Consider the following 18,171-nt stretch of genomic DNA (forward strand, 5'->3'; position numbering starts at 1 on the left):
TGCTGCTCAACAAAGCAGCAGGTTAGGGTTAGTACGTGGGTCAGGTTTGGATGGAAATCCTGGGGGTCAGTGGGTCACTTCTGCGTGGAAATCAACACACCGGGTGATCGCACGGTTGCCGAGCTGCTCCTCCATCCAATGAGGCGCTGCAGCCCCACCAACCTACTCAAGATTGCGCAGGCAGCAATGAGGTGGTTGTAGCTCCCAAACTGCGCATGTCGTCTTGCGTCCGCATGGATCTCGACGTGCACGACGTTTCTGGTGTTTGCTGATGCCGAATCGCGGAGCGTGAAGCGAGATGAAGCGTCCGAAGGCCGCCAAACGGGATCGTTGCGCGGTTGTTCCCTTGTCGGAATGCCCTGATCCGCCATAAAGAACGTGATTCTCGATGGTGTCGAGTGACCCGCTTGGATTGCTTCCCTGCCAGTTCAAAATGGCCTGCTGGAGGCGGTCAAGAGACAGTGGTGGGTAATGTGGCTTGCGCATTGCTGTGGTCCTTGATCTGAGGTTGATTACCGGCAGTCCAAAGATGTGCGCAATTGTTAACCCTTGACCATGTTTTGCAATCGTTCCGTGTTGGCGTTCTCGGTCAGCACTGCCTCAGACCCAAAGTCAGTGCGGCAGCACCGGAGAGACGGCATGGTCCATCGGATGCGCGGGATCCTACTTTTTAGGCCGAACGTACGCGGCGATTCTGGTTGTGATCGATGGCCAGTAAATGTGAGCTTTGATCCCTTTCGCCGCAGCTTCCCGCTTGATGCTGGTGGTAGCGCCCATGCCATGCAAGTGCAGTTCGGTCGCACCATATTGGAGCGCTAGTTCAAAAGCGTGCCGGCACGCACCTATCTTCGTTGGATATGCTGACGCCCGATGCTTCTCAGGCATGGCAATGGCCGCCGCCTCCAGCGCATGCGCCACACCCCAATAGCCCGAAGAGTCTTCAAAGATCGTGAACTCAGCTTTCACTTGTTCTTTGGCTGTTGAGTGCTCTCGCTGGAGGTTTTTGGTTTGAAGGAAAGCCTTTGAACTTTTAGCGGTTACGACGCGATTTTGCGAATCAACCATAAACTGGACGCCATGTGGGCCCCCGGTCCTCGGGAGGTCCTCGGCCGCAGCATCGGCAGCTTCCATCGATTCAAAAAGTCGTATCGGGGCACCGTTATAGAGCTTGCCATCGGGCAACCATGCGCCTGATTCCAGGTGATATTCCATTGAACCCATTCCGTAGAACCGAGCTATACCCCACGTCTTGCTCATATTCACCTCTTTCCAAGTGTTTCGACCACTGTGCCACCTCGCGAGTTGTGCGCATCCATTTCTCGCCACCGTGTTCCGCGACCGCATTGATTTTGACAGCACCGTGCGGATGCAGATGCACCGTGAGCAGTGCACAAGCCGGAAAAACGCCGACAGTTAGTCGGCCAACATTCACGCGCTAAGTTCCGCGGACATGGTCACTGCCATGCGTTTTGCTGGTGTGCGACACACATTCCGATTACCTGCAGCCATAGATGGCCCCTGCCTTCGCGCACGACTGCTTTCATTCACACCGGTCTTTCGCCGCGAGTCATGTGAGCGGCTGCTCGCAGCCTGAAGCTGACTTTGTGCAGCATGTGGTTGGTGGATGACATGCCGCGGACAGTTAGCCAGTATTGGATGGAGGCTGCATAAAATCAAGTGCGAGGCTAGAAGAAAGGTGCTGCTAGGTCCAGAACCTGCGCGGTCGCCGAAAATTCTCCCAAGCGGCGGCATGCTAAGCCCTCACAGCGGATTGGGTCACTACATTTGGTGAAGTTGGCATCAAGGAAAACTTTCATCGCTTGGCTCCTTCGCGTGGTTCGTAGTACTTCGCGGACATAGATACCGTTTCGTAAACTGCAGCTTAAAAGTCCAACGCACTAAAAGCCCGCGAATGACAAGGTGTAGCGCATGTAGCGGCCATAGTTGTCATTGGGAGATGTCGATTGGGTGTCGCGAACGGCGAGAACTACTCCTGCGCCATTCTGTGCAACGCTTCGGTAGTTCAAGTCGGTATCGCTTGGATCAAAAACCGACATGTACGCACCGGACTGCAAGTTGAACGCGCCAGAAAACGGATGGCCTTGCCCAAACTGTTGAAGGTGGCCTTCGAGTTCCAGCGGATTGGCGAGTGTGGTGCAGTAAGAAAAGTGAAGCGCACCTGGATACGCTACCCCAAACACCACGAACTTGCCTCCCACCTTGCGCACCGCTTGCGCCATGGCCATGTTGGCCATCCACTGGCCCGGCAAGTTGCCTCGGTAGAAAACGTATGGTTTGATCGGCGCCTCAGGCACGCTGGCATCGGCCCACTCCCACCGAGTGATGTACTGCCACGCTCCGGCGTTGTTAAAGATTTCCCAGTAGTGGCCGTTTCGGTTGTTGGGGTTACCGGTCTGCCCGAGCAACGAGGTGGCGCATCGCAAAAGCACGGGGCCGGCCTTGCCAGCTGGAGAGTCAGGTGCACCAAAAGGGTTGACCATCGTTGGGTTCTGGGTCGCAGGAATATGCTGCGCAAACGTGTAAACGTAGCCGTTGTCTTCGATGAGGTTGGACGGGTGCAAAAAACCATAGTGCGCCAACTTGCCCAGCCTGCCGTATTGGGGCAGCGCTGGGTGAATGATCATGTGATGGTCGCTGTGTGTGGTCGTGCCTGAGAAAGGCACGGGGTTAAACGCGTAGTTGAACTGGTCGTGATCGCCAGTTCGAGGCTCCGTCTTGAAGAGCGACAGGCTGTTAAACCACTGAAACGTACTGCTGCCCTCGTTGGGCCAGTAGGTGCCGGCATCTGCCGCGAGTTCGGTGTAATTCTCCGAGTGTGCAATGGCGAAAGCTTGGGTCTGATCCACGTTGAAAACCGAAAACAGCCAGTGCCGCATGTCCATGCTACCCATTTGCGGATTGCGTGCCGACGTCATCGTCATCGGTGCGACAGGTGACAAGCTGGGCGCCGCCATCGATCCCGGCACCAGATACATGGTGCGGTTCTCGCTGTGTGGAACCACCGCACGCATGACGTCTGTTGAGCTGCGGCGGTAGGGGTTCAAGGGACCATCTGCCCAGCTTCCGTAAGGCCTACCTGCACCTACATATGTCTTGTAGTCTGGCAACGCGTTGAAGTCATAGATGTTGCTGGCCGCAGCGAATGAGAGAGACACCGTGGGAGCAGACTGCGCGAGCACATTCCCAGACATTGAGACTGCGGCCAATCCCACAGTGCTGGCTTTAAGAAATTCACGACGATTGTTCAATGGACTCTCCCTTTGGTTGATCTATTCAGCCTACAGATTGCTGTCACAACGGCACTTTGGATCGTAGTGACGACGCTGGGATTTGCATGTAAGGGCTTGTTCCTTGTGTAACTACGCGGTGGTACTCGAAACATGTTTGCGCACAATTAAACAACTTGCGGATAGATTGAAGACGCGGGTCTTATTGCCAGTGCCCGTGCAGTTGGGAGGGTGCCTGCGCTCTTGTGCGTTGAGCTCCTAAAAATTTGTTCAACATCAATTTGGAAGCGTGATCATGATCAAAAAACTTCTGGCCATCACTTCGATTGCCTTAGCGCCATTGGTGGCCAGTGCAGGTGCGGAAAACGGAGTTCTGGCTCACCCTGGCGGCGGGCTGGACTTCCAATACCCCAGCACGTTTGCGAAAGCCCGTGCCAGCATTCAAAACGGTGGGCAAATCAAATTGCAATCGCGTTTCGTTTGGGGTGGTCCTGCCGGGAGTCCTATTGGCGGAGATGAGCACGCCATCGTTGCCTTTACGCAAGGCGCCAACAACAGTTACGTCAATGGATTTCTGCAACCGTTGTGGACTCACGGTGTGGGTGCATTTGTGCATCCCAACGGACTGCATCTGGAACTCTGGTTCCGCAACGATGACAACGGCAATGGAACCATCGCAGACGACGTGACCAAGGCGGACGTGTGGGGTCAATATCCCAACAACTGCCGTACCGAGATCAACGGGGTGGGGAACACCAATGTCGACTGCCTGGGGGGCACCCCACACTCTGGTGGCTACATCACCCCTTCGGCGTTTTCGCTGAAGAAAGGCGGCATCTACTGGGTGCGTATCACCGTCTCTGATATCCCGACGAATCCTCTGTTCGCATCACTGCAAGCCGACTTGTTGGAGGAAACACCCAGTGGCGTTGTTCTGCGCCAGCAGGGCCTCGTCAATTTCGACAAAGGACGTCACTTCCCAGACTACTCGTCCCCGCTGAAGGGAACCATTGCGCGCACGGGGGGCAGCGGAGAGGTCATCCAGTTCAACGCATTTGACTATGGCTTCTGACGCGCATGCCCGGATGTGTGAGCCGCTCACTAAGTTGAACTGTGACAAAGGAAGAATATGAAGAAAGCAATCGCTGGATTGGTGATCGCAACCGTTGCGTTGTTACCGAGCGTGGGGAGCGCCCAGACGGGGCACCCTTACTACCCAATGAATGCTGGCACGCAGATCGTCTACCAGGTCTATGAGATACAGGGGCACTGGGACGAAGCAACCATGCAGCTATCGGTGACCAGCCGCACTCCCTGGAATCGTCCTATTGCCATTCAGTACTCGAACACGACGTGTCCTGCTTACTTTGGCAACGGCCCCCTGTATCGCGCGACATACGTTGACTCAGGTACCGCTGGCGGTGCACTGATTGATGGCGGAGGTGTGAGTCCCGGCGGCATCTCCTACATAGGAGAGGCCATCAACGAGATTGGCTGGGTGCATGTACCGTTCATTGCCAAGCTCGCTGTTAATCCCTCAGCAGGACAAACGATAGATGCTACCTCGACCGTAACAAGAGGATGCAGTGATACAACGTTCCAACAGACCTTGCGGTGGCGAAATAGAACCATTGCACACGCCAGCAGTTGGGGGCCTTTTCAGGACGTGTGGAGAACCGGGCTGCACGAGTACGGCTCTGAAAGCGGCGGTGTGGATCGCGTCTACAACTATGTTTTTGCCAGAGGCAAAGGCATGGTGAATTTTTGGTACGGACAACTAGGACCAGACGGAACCATCACCAACGGACAAGAGTTCTACGCTATTCAGTACTAGGTATGAATGCGAATGAAGCCGCCTTAGGGCGGCATTTTTATGCTGTGTGACGCATGCGAGAAGACCGAGTGTCGACTTCCATACAAAACTGCCTCTGAGCGAAATTTGAGTCAAATACAAATCGAATTGCGTGTCCAAGAGCTGTCGAAAGCGGCCGTTGGCGATCGCAGCCAGCGTGAAGCTGACTTCCCAAGGTCATAGTCAGCTCTGCAGCGATTGCCGTCGCACAATCGCGAGAGCGCAGAGACCGCATTGCTCTGCCTTACCGTCTTTGGATCGAACTTAGACAGTTGACGTCGGCGTCCCAGCTATTGCCAGCTGTCCCATATATCCATGCGTGACGAAACGCGATCAATAATCGCCAAAGGACTGTTCGTCGTTCAAAGCTTGAGAAGCTCCTCTTCCAGCCGCGTGGCCTCAGGCACGCCGAGCGCAACGAGCGCTGCGACGAGGTTGTCGATGGCAGGCCGCAACGGTGCGTTGCTACTGAAGCTGGAAGGGCTATGTACACGGATGGTCTCCATCACCAAGCACCAGCGGTGGCCCACCCCGTGATCGATCCACAGCTGTCGGAAATCAGGATATGCCTCAAGCCATACACCTCCAGCCTTAACCAGCACATCCAGTTGCTCGGCTCGTGGAGCAATTTCAAGCAGGTTGAGTAATGCCATGGCGACGAAGAGTGACGGCCCTTTGCTGACCAGTTTGTCCAGAACAGGAAGAAACGGACCGACTCGCTCCACGCCCTTCTCAAACAGGTAGCACTTCGATCCCTGCCCGTACATGTAGTCGTTAAAAAACAAGACGGCGATTGCTGGGCCAATGTGTATTTCGATGGACAAGCCCCTGCTTCGGCTGAGGCGCTCCCATCCACGCGTTGTCAGCATGTGGTCGGCGAGTGCACTCCGAATGTCTACGGCCACCTGCGTCGGAATGCTGTCGCCCCCGAAGTACACCGCATCGAGGCTGCGCAAGAAATCGACGAGCACGTCGTAGAAATGCCGGTCTGGAAGCCCAACGATATGCCGCACTGCCAGTTCAGTAGCCTCAGACGTTGACGGACCGACAATGCAGCGCGCAACCGCCGCAAAGAACGTATCGTTCCACTCAGATGGCGGACGGTCCGTTTCGTCTCCGTCGTCTAGGTTCGCTCCATTCGCGAGGGCCGTCCAAGGCATGTAGGCTCTCACGATCTCACTGAGCCAAGGGCGGGTGTCATCATGGGAAAGAGCGTGCGCTTGGCGCAACCAGAGAGCCGCTGCCTGATGATTTACATGCTCTGCTAGCGAAAGCGCCGACGCTTCCGGTGCAGCAATCTGGGTTTCGTACAAGCTTAGTTGCCTTCTCGACCGAGCTCGCTCTACCGGGAATTTTGGCCACGTTGGCTCTGAGCCTTTACCTTCAAGCCACGCCATCTCAGCCGCAACGGCAGCCAGTACCCGTTCATGACTGCGCGCTTTGCTAGCGTCGACTTCTTCCTGTGACGCATTCCAAACTCGATCCTCTACGACACTCGCGCTGAATGCACATCGGAGCACAGCTCTCGGCAGGCGAATATCGACATCCGCGAGGACTGCGGCGGACGTCCCAAAGCCGTGCGCTGCAGCGTGGTTTCCTGTCGCCGCTACTTCAAGAAGCGACCGCACGTCTTCCGGCGTTGTCTGATGTCGCAACGCGTGGATCAATCCGGCATAAGCGATTGCGGTCGGATTGAAGCGCAGCCCCCCTCGCATCTGACGTGCAGGACCATCGTCGAGAGCTGCAAGAGTCTTGTCCAGTTGAGATCGGGCCCATTCTCCGTGCTCGGCGCGAAAGGCGTCATCGCCGTCCCGCATGACGATCATCGCGGCCGTCACGACCGCTTCCTCTTGCATGCGCCGCTCTCCGCCGTCGTCGTCAGATTCGACTTCTGCCATAGCTGTCGCAGAACGCCGCGCCCAAGCCACCGCTGCAGACCGACCTTCTGGTAGCAACCGAGGGGGATCCTCGACCGCAAGGGCCAGCGCAGCCCGCGTGGCGAAGTCTGAATCTCGCTCAGTCGCGGCGTCTCGCAAAGCTTGTAGATGGGTCTGCTCTGCCGTTGGCGATAGATACTGGCGCGCAGTCGCGGATGATCCGTCCTTGAGCGTCACTTCAACTTCCTGCCAATTTGCGGCATCCGAGAGGTTTAGCGCGTACTGAACCATGAATTCCGGATTGCCCAAATGCGCGCTCGCGGCAGGTTCACCCAATCGTGCTGCTGCGGTCGCCAACAGGGTTCTCAGTGTCGCGAGTTGATCCGGAGATGCCAGGAACGTGAAGTTGCCAATCAGTTCGTCGAGCGTTGTCCGTCGGGATGGCCGGCACTTCAGGTCAGCGGCGGTCACGCTGCCACGCGGTTCGCTATGCAAGGCGCCAAACCCGAAGAAATCCGGCATTTCGACGCGATCATGCACCTGACGTGTGTGATCGATGCACAACAGTTCGGGGTTACTGAGAAAAGCTGCCGCCACGTCAAGCGACTTGGGCCAATGCGAAATGATGAGATCAACTGCCACCAGCAAATACGCAGCACACGAGCCCTGCGGTCCGAGCACGTCTGTTAGCACACCTTCGAGTGCTTCGCCTGCCTCGATGCGGCGGTGCGCCCATGCTTCGAGTGCCATCAGCGCCGACGTGACGGCGTAGAAGTTGCTGTTGCGTGACCAGAAGTAGGTCTGCGCCCACGGGAATGTGCGCGCACCTCCTGGCAAAGCCAAGTCGAATCCATTCGTTCCTGGGTCTGCACCTAGGCTTCGGTGTGCGACTGCGTGTGCGACCAAGCGATGAACCAAGGCTAACCCGTTCTTGGGCGAGTTGGTCAACAAATCGAGGAATGGACCTTGTGCCGGCGATGCTGGAATGAACTGATAGTCGAGATAGGTAAACGCCTCTTCGCGCTCCCGGTTGAAGCGGTGCTCGTGTCGCCGGGGCTTTGTGATCAACGCCCGTGCAGTCAGGTTAGCCAGTTCTGCCGGAGCTGCTTGCGCCAGCGTGCCGCGCATCTTCAAGATGCTGCGCACGATATCTTCGTTGTGCTCACTTTCCCCCACTGCCGTCAGGTATTCAGCGGCAAGCTCTGGCGTAGTCTCCGCGAACATGACGAACGCTTCGCGAAGATCCGATTTCAAGCCCCCGCTTCGCATCGACATTGAATCTATTGGCTCCACCAACCTCAGCCAACGGTAAATCTGTCGTGTCGTAAACGGCGTGATATCGGAGGCGCCAAGCGTGCCAAGCGAGAAATTCGTGTATAGCTGAACAACCTCTGGGATAGCATCTTTAGGAATGCCATTTCCTACACCCAAGAGCCAAACAATCAATGTCGTCCATGCCAAGCCGCGCGGGACGTTGATTGATGAGGGTATGAGCGCAGGGTCGACTCCCGCAGCCGCAAAGACTTGTGTGGCAGGAAGCACTTCGACAGCAATGACCGTTCGGATGAGTTCGCGCAGCAGTTCGGCGCCATTGGCGAGAAGCTCGGGCGATGCGCGATGGAGAAGCGCTTCCGCAGCTTCGGATCGAGCGATGGCAAGCAACGCGGCGCGGCGCCAAGAACGATGAACTCCCGCTTGGCTCAGCCGATCAACGAGCGTATACCACCTCACGCCATCAGTCGCCCGCTCGATTGCCATACGCGCTGCCAGCTCAACACCACGTGCAAACATTGCCGTGGCCGGCCGATCTAGTTGTAGCCTGTCGACGAGTTCGGAGTGGGCGTGCAGGGTGCCTGCAATTGCCCACTCGCGCAGTACGTCATGACGAAACGCGACCCGGTCAATACCCAAATCCCGCAGAGTGCCGCTGAATACCAGCGCATCGATTGGCGCCGCAGCTTGGCCTGTAACGTCAAGGAAGTCAGCGCCAGCCAGGGTTTGCGTTGCTGCGGCTTGCAGCAGCCGCGCCCGATCACGCCAACCGGCATCGCGGGAGCCATCCGCTGTGGTCCACCACTGCTCAGCCATATCGACTTCAGTGCGCGGTACGGGATCAGATGCTGGCTGACTTGCTAGGCGTGCGAGGCGAAACAGGTTTCTGGCGACCTGGCGTGCGGGATGGCTGTCCGTTAGAAGGGAGGCAAGCGCAGGATCAGTCACCTTCAACTGCTCAATCTCCACCTTGCTCAGCTCACCGAGCATGACGGGGTCGGTTTCACCCAGGCGTGCCAGTGCATCGCTCGGCAGCCAACTGGGCTCATCAATCCCAAATTCGCTCCGAGCCGTCGCAACAACGGAAACTCCCGGAACGACAGAGGCTTCCCCGAGGACATCGACGACCGTGAGCCTCTCCTCTGTGCTGAAAGAGTCGAGGTTGTCGACAAAGATCGTGGCGCCGCCGTCATTGGCCAGTTCGACAAGCAACTCGCGAAGCGTTCCGTCGAAGCCGAGCTGTGCGCGCAACGCGGTCCACCCGCGGGGAACACACCGTCCTGGGCTGAGAACGATGACCTGACTTTCGGCTTGCATGGCCTCGGCCATCTGCCGCAAGACACCAGATTTGCCGACGCCTGCATCACCACGGATCTCCACATAGCGTCCACGATCCAATGCTTCACGCATTGCGGCCACACGCTCCTGTCGTGGAAGTACGACCTTGCCCACGCGATTACGAATGTCAGCAAGTGCCAAACGGGACGACTCGGCTAGCGCTGCTCGGGCCATAGCGTGCCGACGTTCGCCTAGGAGCCGATAGCCCAGCTGCGCAAGAGCTTGCAATGCTGTCTCGCGAGTTCTGTCGCCACCACTTTTCGCCACATCGATTGCTAGTTCAATGAGGCTGCCCCAGAAGGCGCCGACGCGCGATCCATCGTCAGTGTGCAGCACACGCACAGCGCGTTCTAGCGCCAGGTCATGAGATGCAGAGCCTGGGGCCGTGAAATCGAAGGTCAGAATCTGCAACCGGCGCAGCAATAGCCAGACGGTCTCGTTGTCGTCTGGCGAACCTTCGTCTCGCATGTGGCTTTTGAACGTCTTGACGAGGGCGCGCATGTCGTCGTTTGCCACTCCCGCCAGATCAATTTGAGCGGCGAACGTAGCCGCGTCGCCAATCTGGCGCGCGAGCGTGAGTACATCCTGATATGCCCCATCGATCTTGCGCGATCCCTTCGTCGTTGCAATCGCCAGCTCATATCGCTGAGTCAGGAAGTCAGGCCGTTGCGATGCTTTGACGATTTGGCCTACGACTTTGCGAAAGATGGGATCGGCGGCAGCGAAGGTGATGGATCGCTTGACCTGAACCTCCAGCACCGCCAGCTTCCCAGACACATTGTCGTGGGCATAGATGACCACGTCGTCGAGCGGACGCCCCGCATTGGCTTGCTGTAGCGCCACTCGATCTATCGTGGCACCGGGAAGGCCGCGGGCGGGTGCCCTGGCGAGCATGGCTAGCAAGTATGACGCACCGACCTGGGCTTCGAAATGGGCGCCCGCTGGCCCACTGGCCAACGTGCTCGTTCCTGGACTACTGTCAGTTGGAGGTATTTCCTGCTCGCTCATGCTTCGCTTCGTTGGCATGCTTGCTATTGTGGCGGCATCGCAGAGTCTTCGAAGGACAGGGTGCCGGAGATGTTTCCCGGATCGACCACTGCAGTACGCCAACCCGTTCGGAACTTCTGAAGGTCAGTTAAGCATGCCAGCCGGTGGCAACGAAGCGCAGGCGCCAATACAAAGCCACCGGCCCCATAGCGCTGGAAATTTACGCACGAGGAGCATGAACAAAATGGCAGGTCGAAAGCAGCATTTCATTCCGCAAGCCCTTCAACGCGGCTTCGGGGTGGCCAAGGGGAAGAAAACACAGGTGTATGTCTTTAAGAAAGGGCAAGAGCCCTATCATTCTTCAACCGAGGGAGTTGCGGCGCAGCGAGACTTCTACTCTGAGCCTTCGGACGAACAATCGCTCGATGACAAGATCACGACTTATGAGCGCTTAGTCTTGTCCCCTGCCATCAACGCGCTGCGTGAGGCCCCAGTCGGACCTGTTGACTCACACGTGGCAGCAGCGGTGGTTGTTCATCTGTCAATCCGTTCAGCATTCTTCAGGGACAGTTCCTCCGCTATCGCGACCCAGATTTTGGGTAGTCTCACAGACGCTATGCGCAGCGACGAGACCGCGCGCGTCTTTCTCGAAATTGACTCACTCCAATCCGAGGCGGCTTTCGTCAAGTTGATTGAAGAAGAACTTTTTCTACAATTTGAAGCTATTCCTGAAAGCGGCAGAAAAGTGCTTGCAAAGCTGGTTCACTTCCGGGCACGAGAGAAGTTTCCCGAGATGTTTCCGGCCATGGCCACGATGTTTTTGCAACAGCTCGGGATACTGCTCGATAGAGTTCCCCAGATGATTATTAGCGGACACAGCAAGGCACTGGATACAAATATGGCTCCACCGCCTCGCGTGGAACGCCTGAAGGCGATGAACTGGCAAATCTTCGGAGTTGAACCGCCGAACCACTTCATACTCCCCGATTGCCTTGCGGTGGGATCAAAAACATCGGACTTCCGGGAAGTGTTGCCATATTCCCTCATGAGCGACGATGAATTTTCCGGAGTAGCGATGCCTATTGGCTCCACGAAAGTGCTGGTGGGCAGCTTCAGTAGTCCAGAGGTCAATGTGACATCTCTGAACCGCTGTCTCGCCCAGTGTTCTTTGAACTTCTTTATCAGTTCGCAGGTTGACGAGCAAACGCTCGATGCCGCGCAGTTCCTCGGAAGCACAGTTTCCAAGTACGTTGACAGTTTGGTTGAGGAACAGCCGTTTGACGCACCTGAGAGTAGTGTCGAATCGCAAAAAACCAATGGTCAAGTGCCGGAACTGGTCAGGGTTCCCATCATGTTCGATCCAACGAGTCGCAAGAGCGGCAAGGCACAGGCCGCTGTTCGCAATCTGATGGGCGCACCCGAACTTCAGGCTGGTTTGCGAATCGTTGAAACCATCGTAGTTACAGACAACATAGTACGCTCCATGCGCGAGCGCGGAGTGCTTGTGAACGACTACACCGCTCAAGCCGTGCAGCTAGGAACCTGCCATGTGAATGCACGCCAAGACGGCGTCTCCTGTCAACTCTTCGTCACTACGCAAGCTGTCAATCTAGTCGCCAAGAGGCATCCGCTTGCCCGCGCTGCAGCAGCACTGATTCGTCACCAAGCAGGACGGGCGGTGTACTACGCCGCGGTGATCTCTAAGATTCCCCAGGAAATAATGGAACGACAGAGGCCACCGCTTGAAGCGATTGGCTTGCGCATCGCACACCTCTTCTGCTCGCATTACTTTGGTGGTCGGCTGTCGGGGCTTGGCCGCATGTCGGACGAGGATTTCACAGCCGCCGACGACCTCTACAGCCAGACTCTGGCTGCTTGTTTTCAAGGAATTGCCGATGCACGTTTGCACTTCATTCGGCATCGGGATGTGGATGCAGCCCTGCTTCCAGCGCTTTGCCATGTGGAGCAAATGCTTTGCGCCACAGCCAGTGCATGCGCGGCTACTTGCGGTGAAGTCGGCCGCTGGAAGGCCAGCAAGAGCATTGAGATACTGAAGGCGGTCAGCCTAAGTGACTGGTTCGAACTCCTTTCTCTTGACCTAGGGCGCTTCTTTGACTCCCACAAGGACGTCGCAGGAGACGCCGACCTTGTACTTCTCGGCAGTCACGTCGAGCGCGTGCTTTGGTCTTTCGGTATCGCGCTGTCAACACCGACTCCGGAACAGGTCTGGATGGATGTATTTGTGGACGAGCAATTCGATAATGTGCGTCTGATGCTAAGGGCCTGATGCGGCGAACTCGGTGCTTGTCTGTCAATGTCGCATTACCGCGAAAACTGACATTCCCGACGCAAATCAGAACGGCCACTGTCAGCCTCTTGCAGTCATCGGAGCATTTTGGGGCTGCTCGGACCGCAAGAACTTCTGGGAAAACCAAAGAAAAAGAGCGCTCACCTTGAGCGCTCTTTTTTGTATAGCAACAAGTCCAATCCAGACCAAGGCGACATTCGCATGTATTGGTCTTCTTTACCCGTTGAATTCGAGTTTACGACTTTACAGTTACAAATGGCCGCCCCGCAAACCCGCATGAATGCTAGAGGTCTGTTTACGACTTTATTTGCGAGTTTACGACTTTAATTACCCGGATTAACGGATCAACTGCTCCCTCCCCTCACTCCACCGTCACACTCTTCGCCAAGTTCCTAGGCTTGTCCACATCCGTCCCCCGCGCACACGCCGTGTGGTACGCCAGCAGCTGCAGCGGCACCACGTGCAGCAGCGGGCTCAGGGGGCCGTAGTGTTCGGGCATGCGGATCACGTGCAGGCCTTCGCCGCTTTCGATGCGGGTGTCGCCATCGGCCAGCACGTACAGCACGCCGGCGCGAGCGCGCACTTCCTGCATGTTGCTCTTGAGCTTTTCCAGCAGTGCGTCGTTGGGCGCCACCGTGACCACGGGCATGGCGCTGGTGACCAGCGCCAGGGGGCCGTGCTTGAGTTCGCCGGCGGGATACGCCTCGGCGTGGATGTAGCTGATCTCCTTGAGCTTCAAGGCGCCTTCCAGCGCGATGGGGTAGTGCAGGCCGCGGCCCAGGAACAGGGCGTTTTCCATGCGGGCGAAGTCTTCGGCCCAGCTGATGAGTTGGGGCTCCAGCGCCAGCACGGCCTGCAGGGCCACGGGCAGGTGGCGCATGGCCTTGAGGTGTTCGGCCTCCTGCGCGTCGGTCAGGCGGCCCTTGGACTGGGCCAGCGCGAGCGTCAGCAGGAACAGGCCCGCCAGTTGAGTGGTGAAGGCCTTGGTGCTGGCCACGCCGATCTCCACACCCGCACGGGTGATGTAGGCCAGCTTGCATTCGCGCACCATGGCGCTGGTGGCCACGTTGCAGATGGTCAGCGTGTGCAACATGCCCAGGGACTGCGCGTGGCGCAGCGCGGCCAGCGTGTCGGCCGTTTCGCCGGACTGGCTGATGGTGACGACCAGGGTGCGGGGGTTGGGCACACTGGTGCGGTAGCGGTATTCGCTGGCCACTTCCACCTGCGTGGGGATGCCGGCGATTTCTTCGAGCCAGTATTTGGCGGTGCAGCCGCTGTAGTAGCTGGTGCCGCAGGCCAGGATGAGGACGCTGTCGATCTCCTTGAACACGCGCCAGGCGGCAGCGCCGGGCTCGCCGTGCAGGCCTGCACCGTCGAACAGCTCGGGCACGATGCCTTCCACGCCTTCGAGCGTGTCGGCGATGGCGCGCGGCTGCTCGAAGATTTCCTTTTGCATGTAGTGGCGGTAGGGGCCCAGCTCGGCCGCGCCGCTGTGGGCCTGCACGGTGCGCACGGGGCGCTGCGCGGGGGTGAGCGCGGTGCGGTCCTTGCCGACGATCCAGTAGCGGCCCAGTTGCAGGTCCACCAGGTCGCCCTCTTCCAGGTACACGATCTGGTCGGTGACGCCGGCCAGGGCCATGGCGTCGCTGGCCAGGAAGTGCTCGCCCGCCACCGAGCCCGCAGTCCCGGAGCCCACGCCCAGGATCAGCGGCGAGCCGGCGCGCGCGCCCACCACGCGGTGCGGCTCGTCGCGGTGGATCACGGCGATGGCGTAGGCGCCATGCAGCTCGGCCACGGTGGCCTGCACGGCCTCGAACAGGTCGCCGCTGTAGTGGCTGTCCACCAGGTGGGCGATGACCTCGGTGTCGGTCTGGCTGGCAAACACGTAGCCGCGGGCCTGCAGCGCGCGGCGCAGTTCTTCATGGTTTTCGATGATGCCGTTGTGCACCAGGGCCACGCGGCCCGCGCTGTGGGCCTGGGCGTCGGCACCCGTGCCGTGGCTGAAGTGCGGGTGGGCGTTGTGCACCACGGGCGCGCCGTGGGTGGCCCAGCGGGTGTGGGCGATGCCGGTGGCGCCGTCCAGGTGGTCGGTCTGCACCTGCTCCAGCAGTTCGGCCACGCGGGCGGTGCTGCGGGCACGCTGCAAGCCACCGCGCTCGGTGCCGTGGCGGGTAGGGTCCAGGCTGGCGCCGTGCACGGCCACGCCGCAGGAGTCATAGCCCCGGTATTCCAGCCGCTGCAGGCCTTGCACGAGGATGGGAACGATGTTGCGCGTGGAGACTGCGCCGACGATGCCGCACATGGAGATGCCTTTGTGTGAAACGGATGAGGGATGGTAGGCACCCTCCCAAACAATTTCTCATCGATATTTGCACCGGTATGAACTTAAATTTCATCCATCCACCACCGTGAATTTAAGTTTCATAATTGCGGGCAATATGGAATCTATAACACTCGATGCCACCGACCTGCAGCTGCTGAACCTGCTGCAAACCGACTCCGCCCAGAGCAACCAGTCGCTGGCCGAGCAGGTGCATGTGTCCCCGCCCACCTGCCTGCGGCGGGTCAAGCGGCTGCAGGAGGCCGGGCTGATCGAGCGCCAGGTGGCCATCCTGCAGCCCGACCGGCTGGCCGCCATCCAGGGCCACGGCCTCTCCTGCATCGTGGAGGTGTCTCTGGACCGCCAGGGCGCCGAGCACCTCGATGCCTTCGAAGCCCGCGCGGTGGCCGACGACGCGGTGCAGCAGTGCTGGCGCGTGTCGCCGGGGCCCGACTTCGTGCTGGTGGCGCACACGCGGGACATGCCGGGGTATCTGGCGCTGTCGCAGCGGCTGTTCACCGGCGATGCGAATGTGCGGAACGTGAAGGCCTTCTTTGCCACACGGCGGGCCAAATTCGATACCAAAGTGCCTGTATCGCTGGATTAGCAAGCGCCAGAAGCTATACAAAATATAGCAAACCAATCACCAATTGAATCGTGGCTTGGGCCGTGGTGAAGTGGCGGTTGAGTCGTGGGCGCTTCAGGATCGATCCGCGGCCGACCTGTGCAGCGAGGTGGCGACCTGTCCGCCCCGCGTCAGATGTAGGTCATTTCTCTCTGGCCTGCGTCAGCGGCCCACGGTAAGCTCCCCGGCAGCCCTTTTTTACACAGACCTCCGCCCCATCGCACGCCGCCCCCGGCGGGCGCGGCCCACACCCCTTCGCCATCGATGCCGACACCCGAACGCCAGATGCCCCGCCGTATCTACCCGCTGCGCGTGTTGGGTATGGGCCTGGGTGGCGCAGTGGTCGGCGTGGTGCTGTGGGAGCGGCACGCCTCGTTGTACGCCTGGCTGGGCATGGTGCTGCCGGCCTTTGTGTGGCCGCACGTGGCCTATCTGCTGAGCCGGCGCAGCACCGACCCGTACCGGACAGAGATGCGCAATCTGCTGGTCGATTCGGCGGCGGCGGCGGCCTTTGTGCCGCTGATGCATTTCAACCTGCTGCCCAGCGTGCTGCTGCTCACGCTGACCCTGGTGGACAAGGTGACCACCGGCATCCGCGGACTGTGGGCGCGGTCCATTCCGGTGATGCTGCTGGCGGGCGTGGCCAGCGCGGTGCTCACGGGCTGGCACTGGGCACCCGAGACGTCGTTCGCCGTGCTGCTGGCCTGCCTGCCGGTGATGACCTTGCACACGCTGTCGGTCAGCGTGGTGAGCTACCAGCTCATCCGCCAGGTGTCACGCCAGAACCAGATGCTGGACGAGCTGCGCCGCATCGATTCGCTCACCGGCCTGTTCGGCCGCGGGCACTGGCAGGAGCAGGCCGAGGCCGCACTGCGGCGCCACCACACCACCGACGAGCCCGCCTGCATGCTGATGATGGACATCGACCACTTCAAAGAGGTCAACGACGAGCACGGCCATGCCGTGGGCGACGAGGTGATCCGTGCGCTGGCCCACGTGGTGCGCGGCCATGTGCGGGCGGGCGACTGTGCGGGGCGCTATGGCGGCGATGAGTTCGCCATCATCCTGCCCGGCATGCGCGCACAGGATGCGCTGGCCATTGCACAGCGTATTCGCGCCCAGGCCGAAGGCGTCCGGCTGCGCGAGCTGCCCGATCTGCGCCTGACCAGCAGCATCGGCGTGGCCCCCGCCGACCACCGCCACAGCAACCTGCGCGCCTGGATCGAGTCTGCAGACGCCGCGCTGTACGCCGCCAAGAAGGCGGGCCGCAACCGCGTGGCGGGGTGCATGGAGCCGGAGCTGGTGCCTGCGGTGTGATGACCACCGACATGGGACGGCACCCAGCCCTTTCACGCTGAGCGCGTAGAAGCGCCGCGCAAGGTTTCGACAGGCTCAACCCGAACGGTTTGGGGCGATCCACCGCGGGTCCGTCTCAACCACTGCCTGAACCACGGCATCAACCACCGCCCCAACCACCCGCAGCAGCACCGGGCAGCGCCGCCGGCCATTGCACCCGCACCGTGCAGCCCGCGCCCACCCCCGCCGTAGCGGTGATGGCGCCGCCATGGCGCTGCGCGATCACCCGGCACAGTGCCAGGCCCGCGCCCACGCCGTCGAACTCGGTCTCGCGGTGCAGCCGTTGGAACACGCCAAACAGCTGGCCCGCACGTGCCGGGTCGAACCCCGCGCCGTTGTCCGTCACCGTGAACCCCACCTGACCCGGCGCATCCGCCGCCACGGCCTGCACGCTGATGAGGGCGGGCTGGGCGTTGTTGCGCGTGAACTTGAGGGCGTTGCCCAGCAGTTGCCCGAGCAATTCCTGCAGCAGCTCCGGGTCGGCATTCAACGTGGGCAGGTCGGGGGCGATGCGCCACTGCGCGTCACGCCCTGCCTGCGCGCTGGCAAGGGCTGCGCGCGCCTGCGCCACCGCTTCGGCCAGCGGCACCGGCTGCCAGCGCACGGGGGCCTTGCCGGCGCGCGCCAAGGCCTGCAGCGCGTCGATCATCAGGCCCATGCGGCGGGCCGACTGGTCCATGGTGGCCAGGAAGCCCAGCGCCTCCTGCACCTCGGCCCCCTGCACCACGGCGGCAGGCAGGTCGCCCAGCGTCTCGCGCACCAGCGTGCCGTACGACGTGAAGTGCCGCAGCGGCGCGCGCAGGTCGTGCGAGACCGCGCGCAGAAAGTCCTCGTGCGCCGCGGCCATGTCGGCCACCTGCTGCTGGCTGCGGGCCAGCTCGGTGCGCAGTTGCAGCAGGGTCTGCGCGGTGTCGTTGTCGCTCATCGTTCACACCCCTTGAAGTTGGCGCGACGCCCGGGCCAGGGCCAGCCAAAGCGCCATCGGCCG

General features: G+C 59.9%; 10 protein-coding genes. 5 read left to right on the forward strand and 5 right to left on the reverse strand.

Annotated features, from left to right (window positions below):
- Positions 1-663 precede the first annotated feature (663 nt).
- Positions 664-1,257 carry a hypothetical protein gene (locus ASG27_RS26495; protein WP_156371508.1) on the reverse strand — a complete coding sequence of 198 codons (594 nt, stop codon included), beginning with the start codon at positions 1,255-1,257 and terminating at the stop codon, positions 664-666.
- Positions 1,258-1,898: 641 nt separating this feature from the next.
- Positions 1,899-3,269: a hypothetical protein gene (locus ASG27_RS05280; RefSeq protein WP_156371509.1), complete on the reverse strand. Its 1,371-nt coding sequence runs from the start codon at positions 3,267-3,269 to the stop codon at positions 1,899-1,901.
- Positions 3,270-3,543: 274 nt separating this feature from the next.
- Between ASG27_RS05280 and ASG27_RS26500 the strand changes: the two genes are divergently transcribed.
- Both ASG27_RS26500 and ASG27_RS26505 read left to right on the forward strand, forming a co-directional pair.
- Positions 3,544-4,320, forward strand: coding sequence for a hypothetical protein (locus tag ASG27_RS26500; protein ID WP_156371510.1), 777 nt, complete (start codon positions 3,544-3,546; stop codon positions 4,318-4,320).
- 57 nt (positions 4,321-4,377) lie between these two features.
- Positions 4,378-5,082: a hypothetical protein gene (locus tag ASG27_RS26505; protein WP_156371511.1), complete on the forward strand. Its 705-nt coding sequence runs from the start codon at positions 4,378-4,380 to the stop codon at positions 5,080-5,082.
- 380 nt (positions 5,083-5,462) lie between these two features.
- On the opposite strand, the gene ASG27_RS05290 is transcribed toward ASG27_RS26505, so the two are convergent.
- Complete coding sequence (locus tag ASG27_RS05290) at positions 5,463-10,388, reverse strand: ATP-binding protein (RefSeq protein WP_235503968.1); 4,926 nt, start codon at positions 10,386-10,388, stop codon at positions 5,463-5,465.
- Positions 10,389-10,809: 421 nt separating this feature from the next.
- Here ASG27_RS05290 and ASG27_RS05295 point away from each other — a divergent pair, with 421 nt between their 5' ends.
- Positions 10,810-12,861, forward strand: a complete 2,052-nt coding sequence (locus ASG27_RS05295; RefSeq protein ID WP_056414248.1) for a DUF4238 domain-containing protein — start codon at positions 10,810-10,812, stop codon at positions 12,859-12,861.
- 382 nt (positions 12,862-13,243) lie between these two features.
- On the opposite strand, the gene glmS is transcribed toward ASG27_RS05295, so the two are convergent.
- On the reverse strand, positions 13,244-15,184 hold the full coding sequence (gene glmS, locus ASG27_RS05300; protein ID WP_056414251.1) for a glutamine--fructose-6-phosphate transaminase (isomerizing): 1,941 nt from the start codon (positions 15,182-15,184) through the stop codon (positions 13,244-13,246).
- Between the two features lie 136 nt (positions 15,185-15,320).
- Here glmS and ASG27_RS05305 point away from each other — a divergent pair, with 136 nt between their 5' ends.
- Together ASG27_RS05305 and ASG27_RS05310 are read left to right on the forward strand one after the other, a co-directional pair.
- Positions 15,321-15,809, forward strand: a complete 489-nt coding sequence (locus ASG27_RS05305; protein ID WP_056414255.1) for an Lrp/AsnC family transcriptional regulator — start codon at positions 15,321-15,323, stop codon at positions 15,807-15,809.
- A gap of 282 nt (positions 15,810-16,091) precedes the next feature.
- The gene (locus ASG27_RS05310; protein ID WP_056414256.1) at positions 16,092-17,144 is read left to right on the forward strand and encodes a GGDEF domain-containing protein; all 1,053 of its coding nucleotides are present in this window, start codon (positions 16,092-16,094) and stop codon (positions 17,142-17,144) included.
- A gap of 139 nt (positions 17,145-17,283) precedes the next feature.
- Here the strand turns inward: ASG27_RS05310 and ASG27_RS05315 are convergent, their stop codons facing one another.
- On the reverse strand, positions 17,284-18,108 hold the full coding sequence (locus ASG27_RS05315; RefSeq protein ID WP_056414259.1) for a sensor histidine kinase: 825 nt from the start codon (positions 18,106-18,108) through the stop codon (positions 17,284-17,286).
- Positions 18,109-18,171 lie beyond the last annotated feature (63 nt).

Source organism: Acidovorax sp. Leaf191 (assembly GCF_001424425.1).
GTDB lineage: Bacteria > Pseudomonadota > Gammaproteobacteria > Burkholderiales > Burkholderiaceae_C > Acidovorax.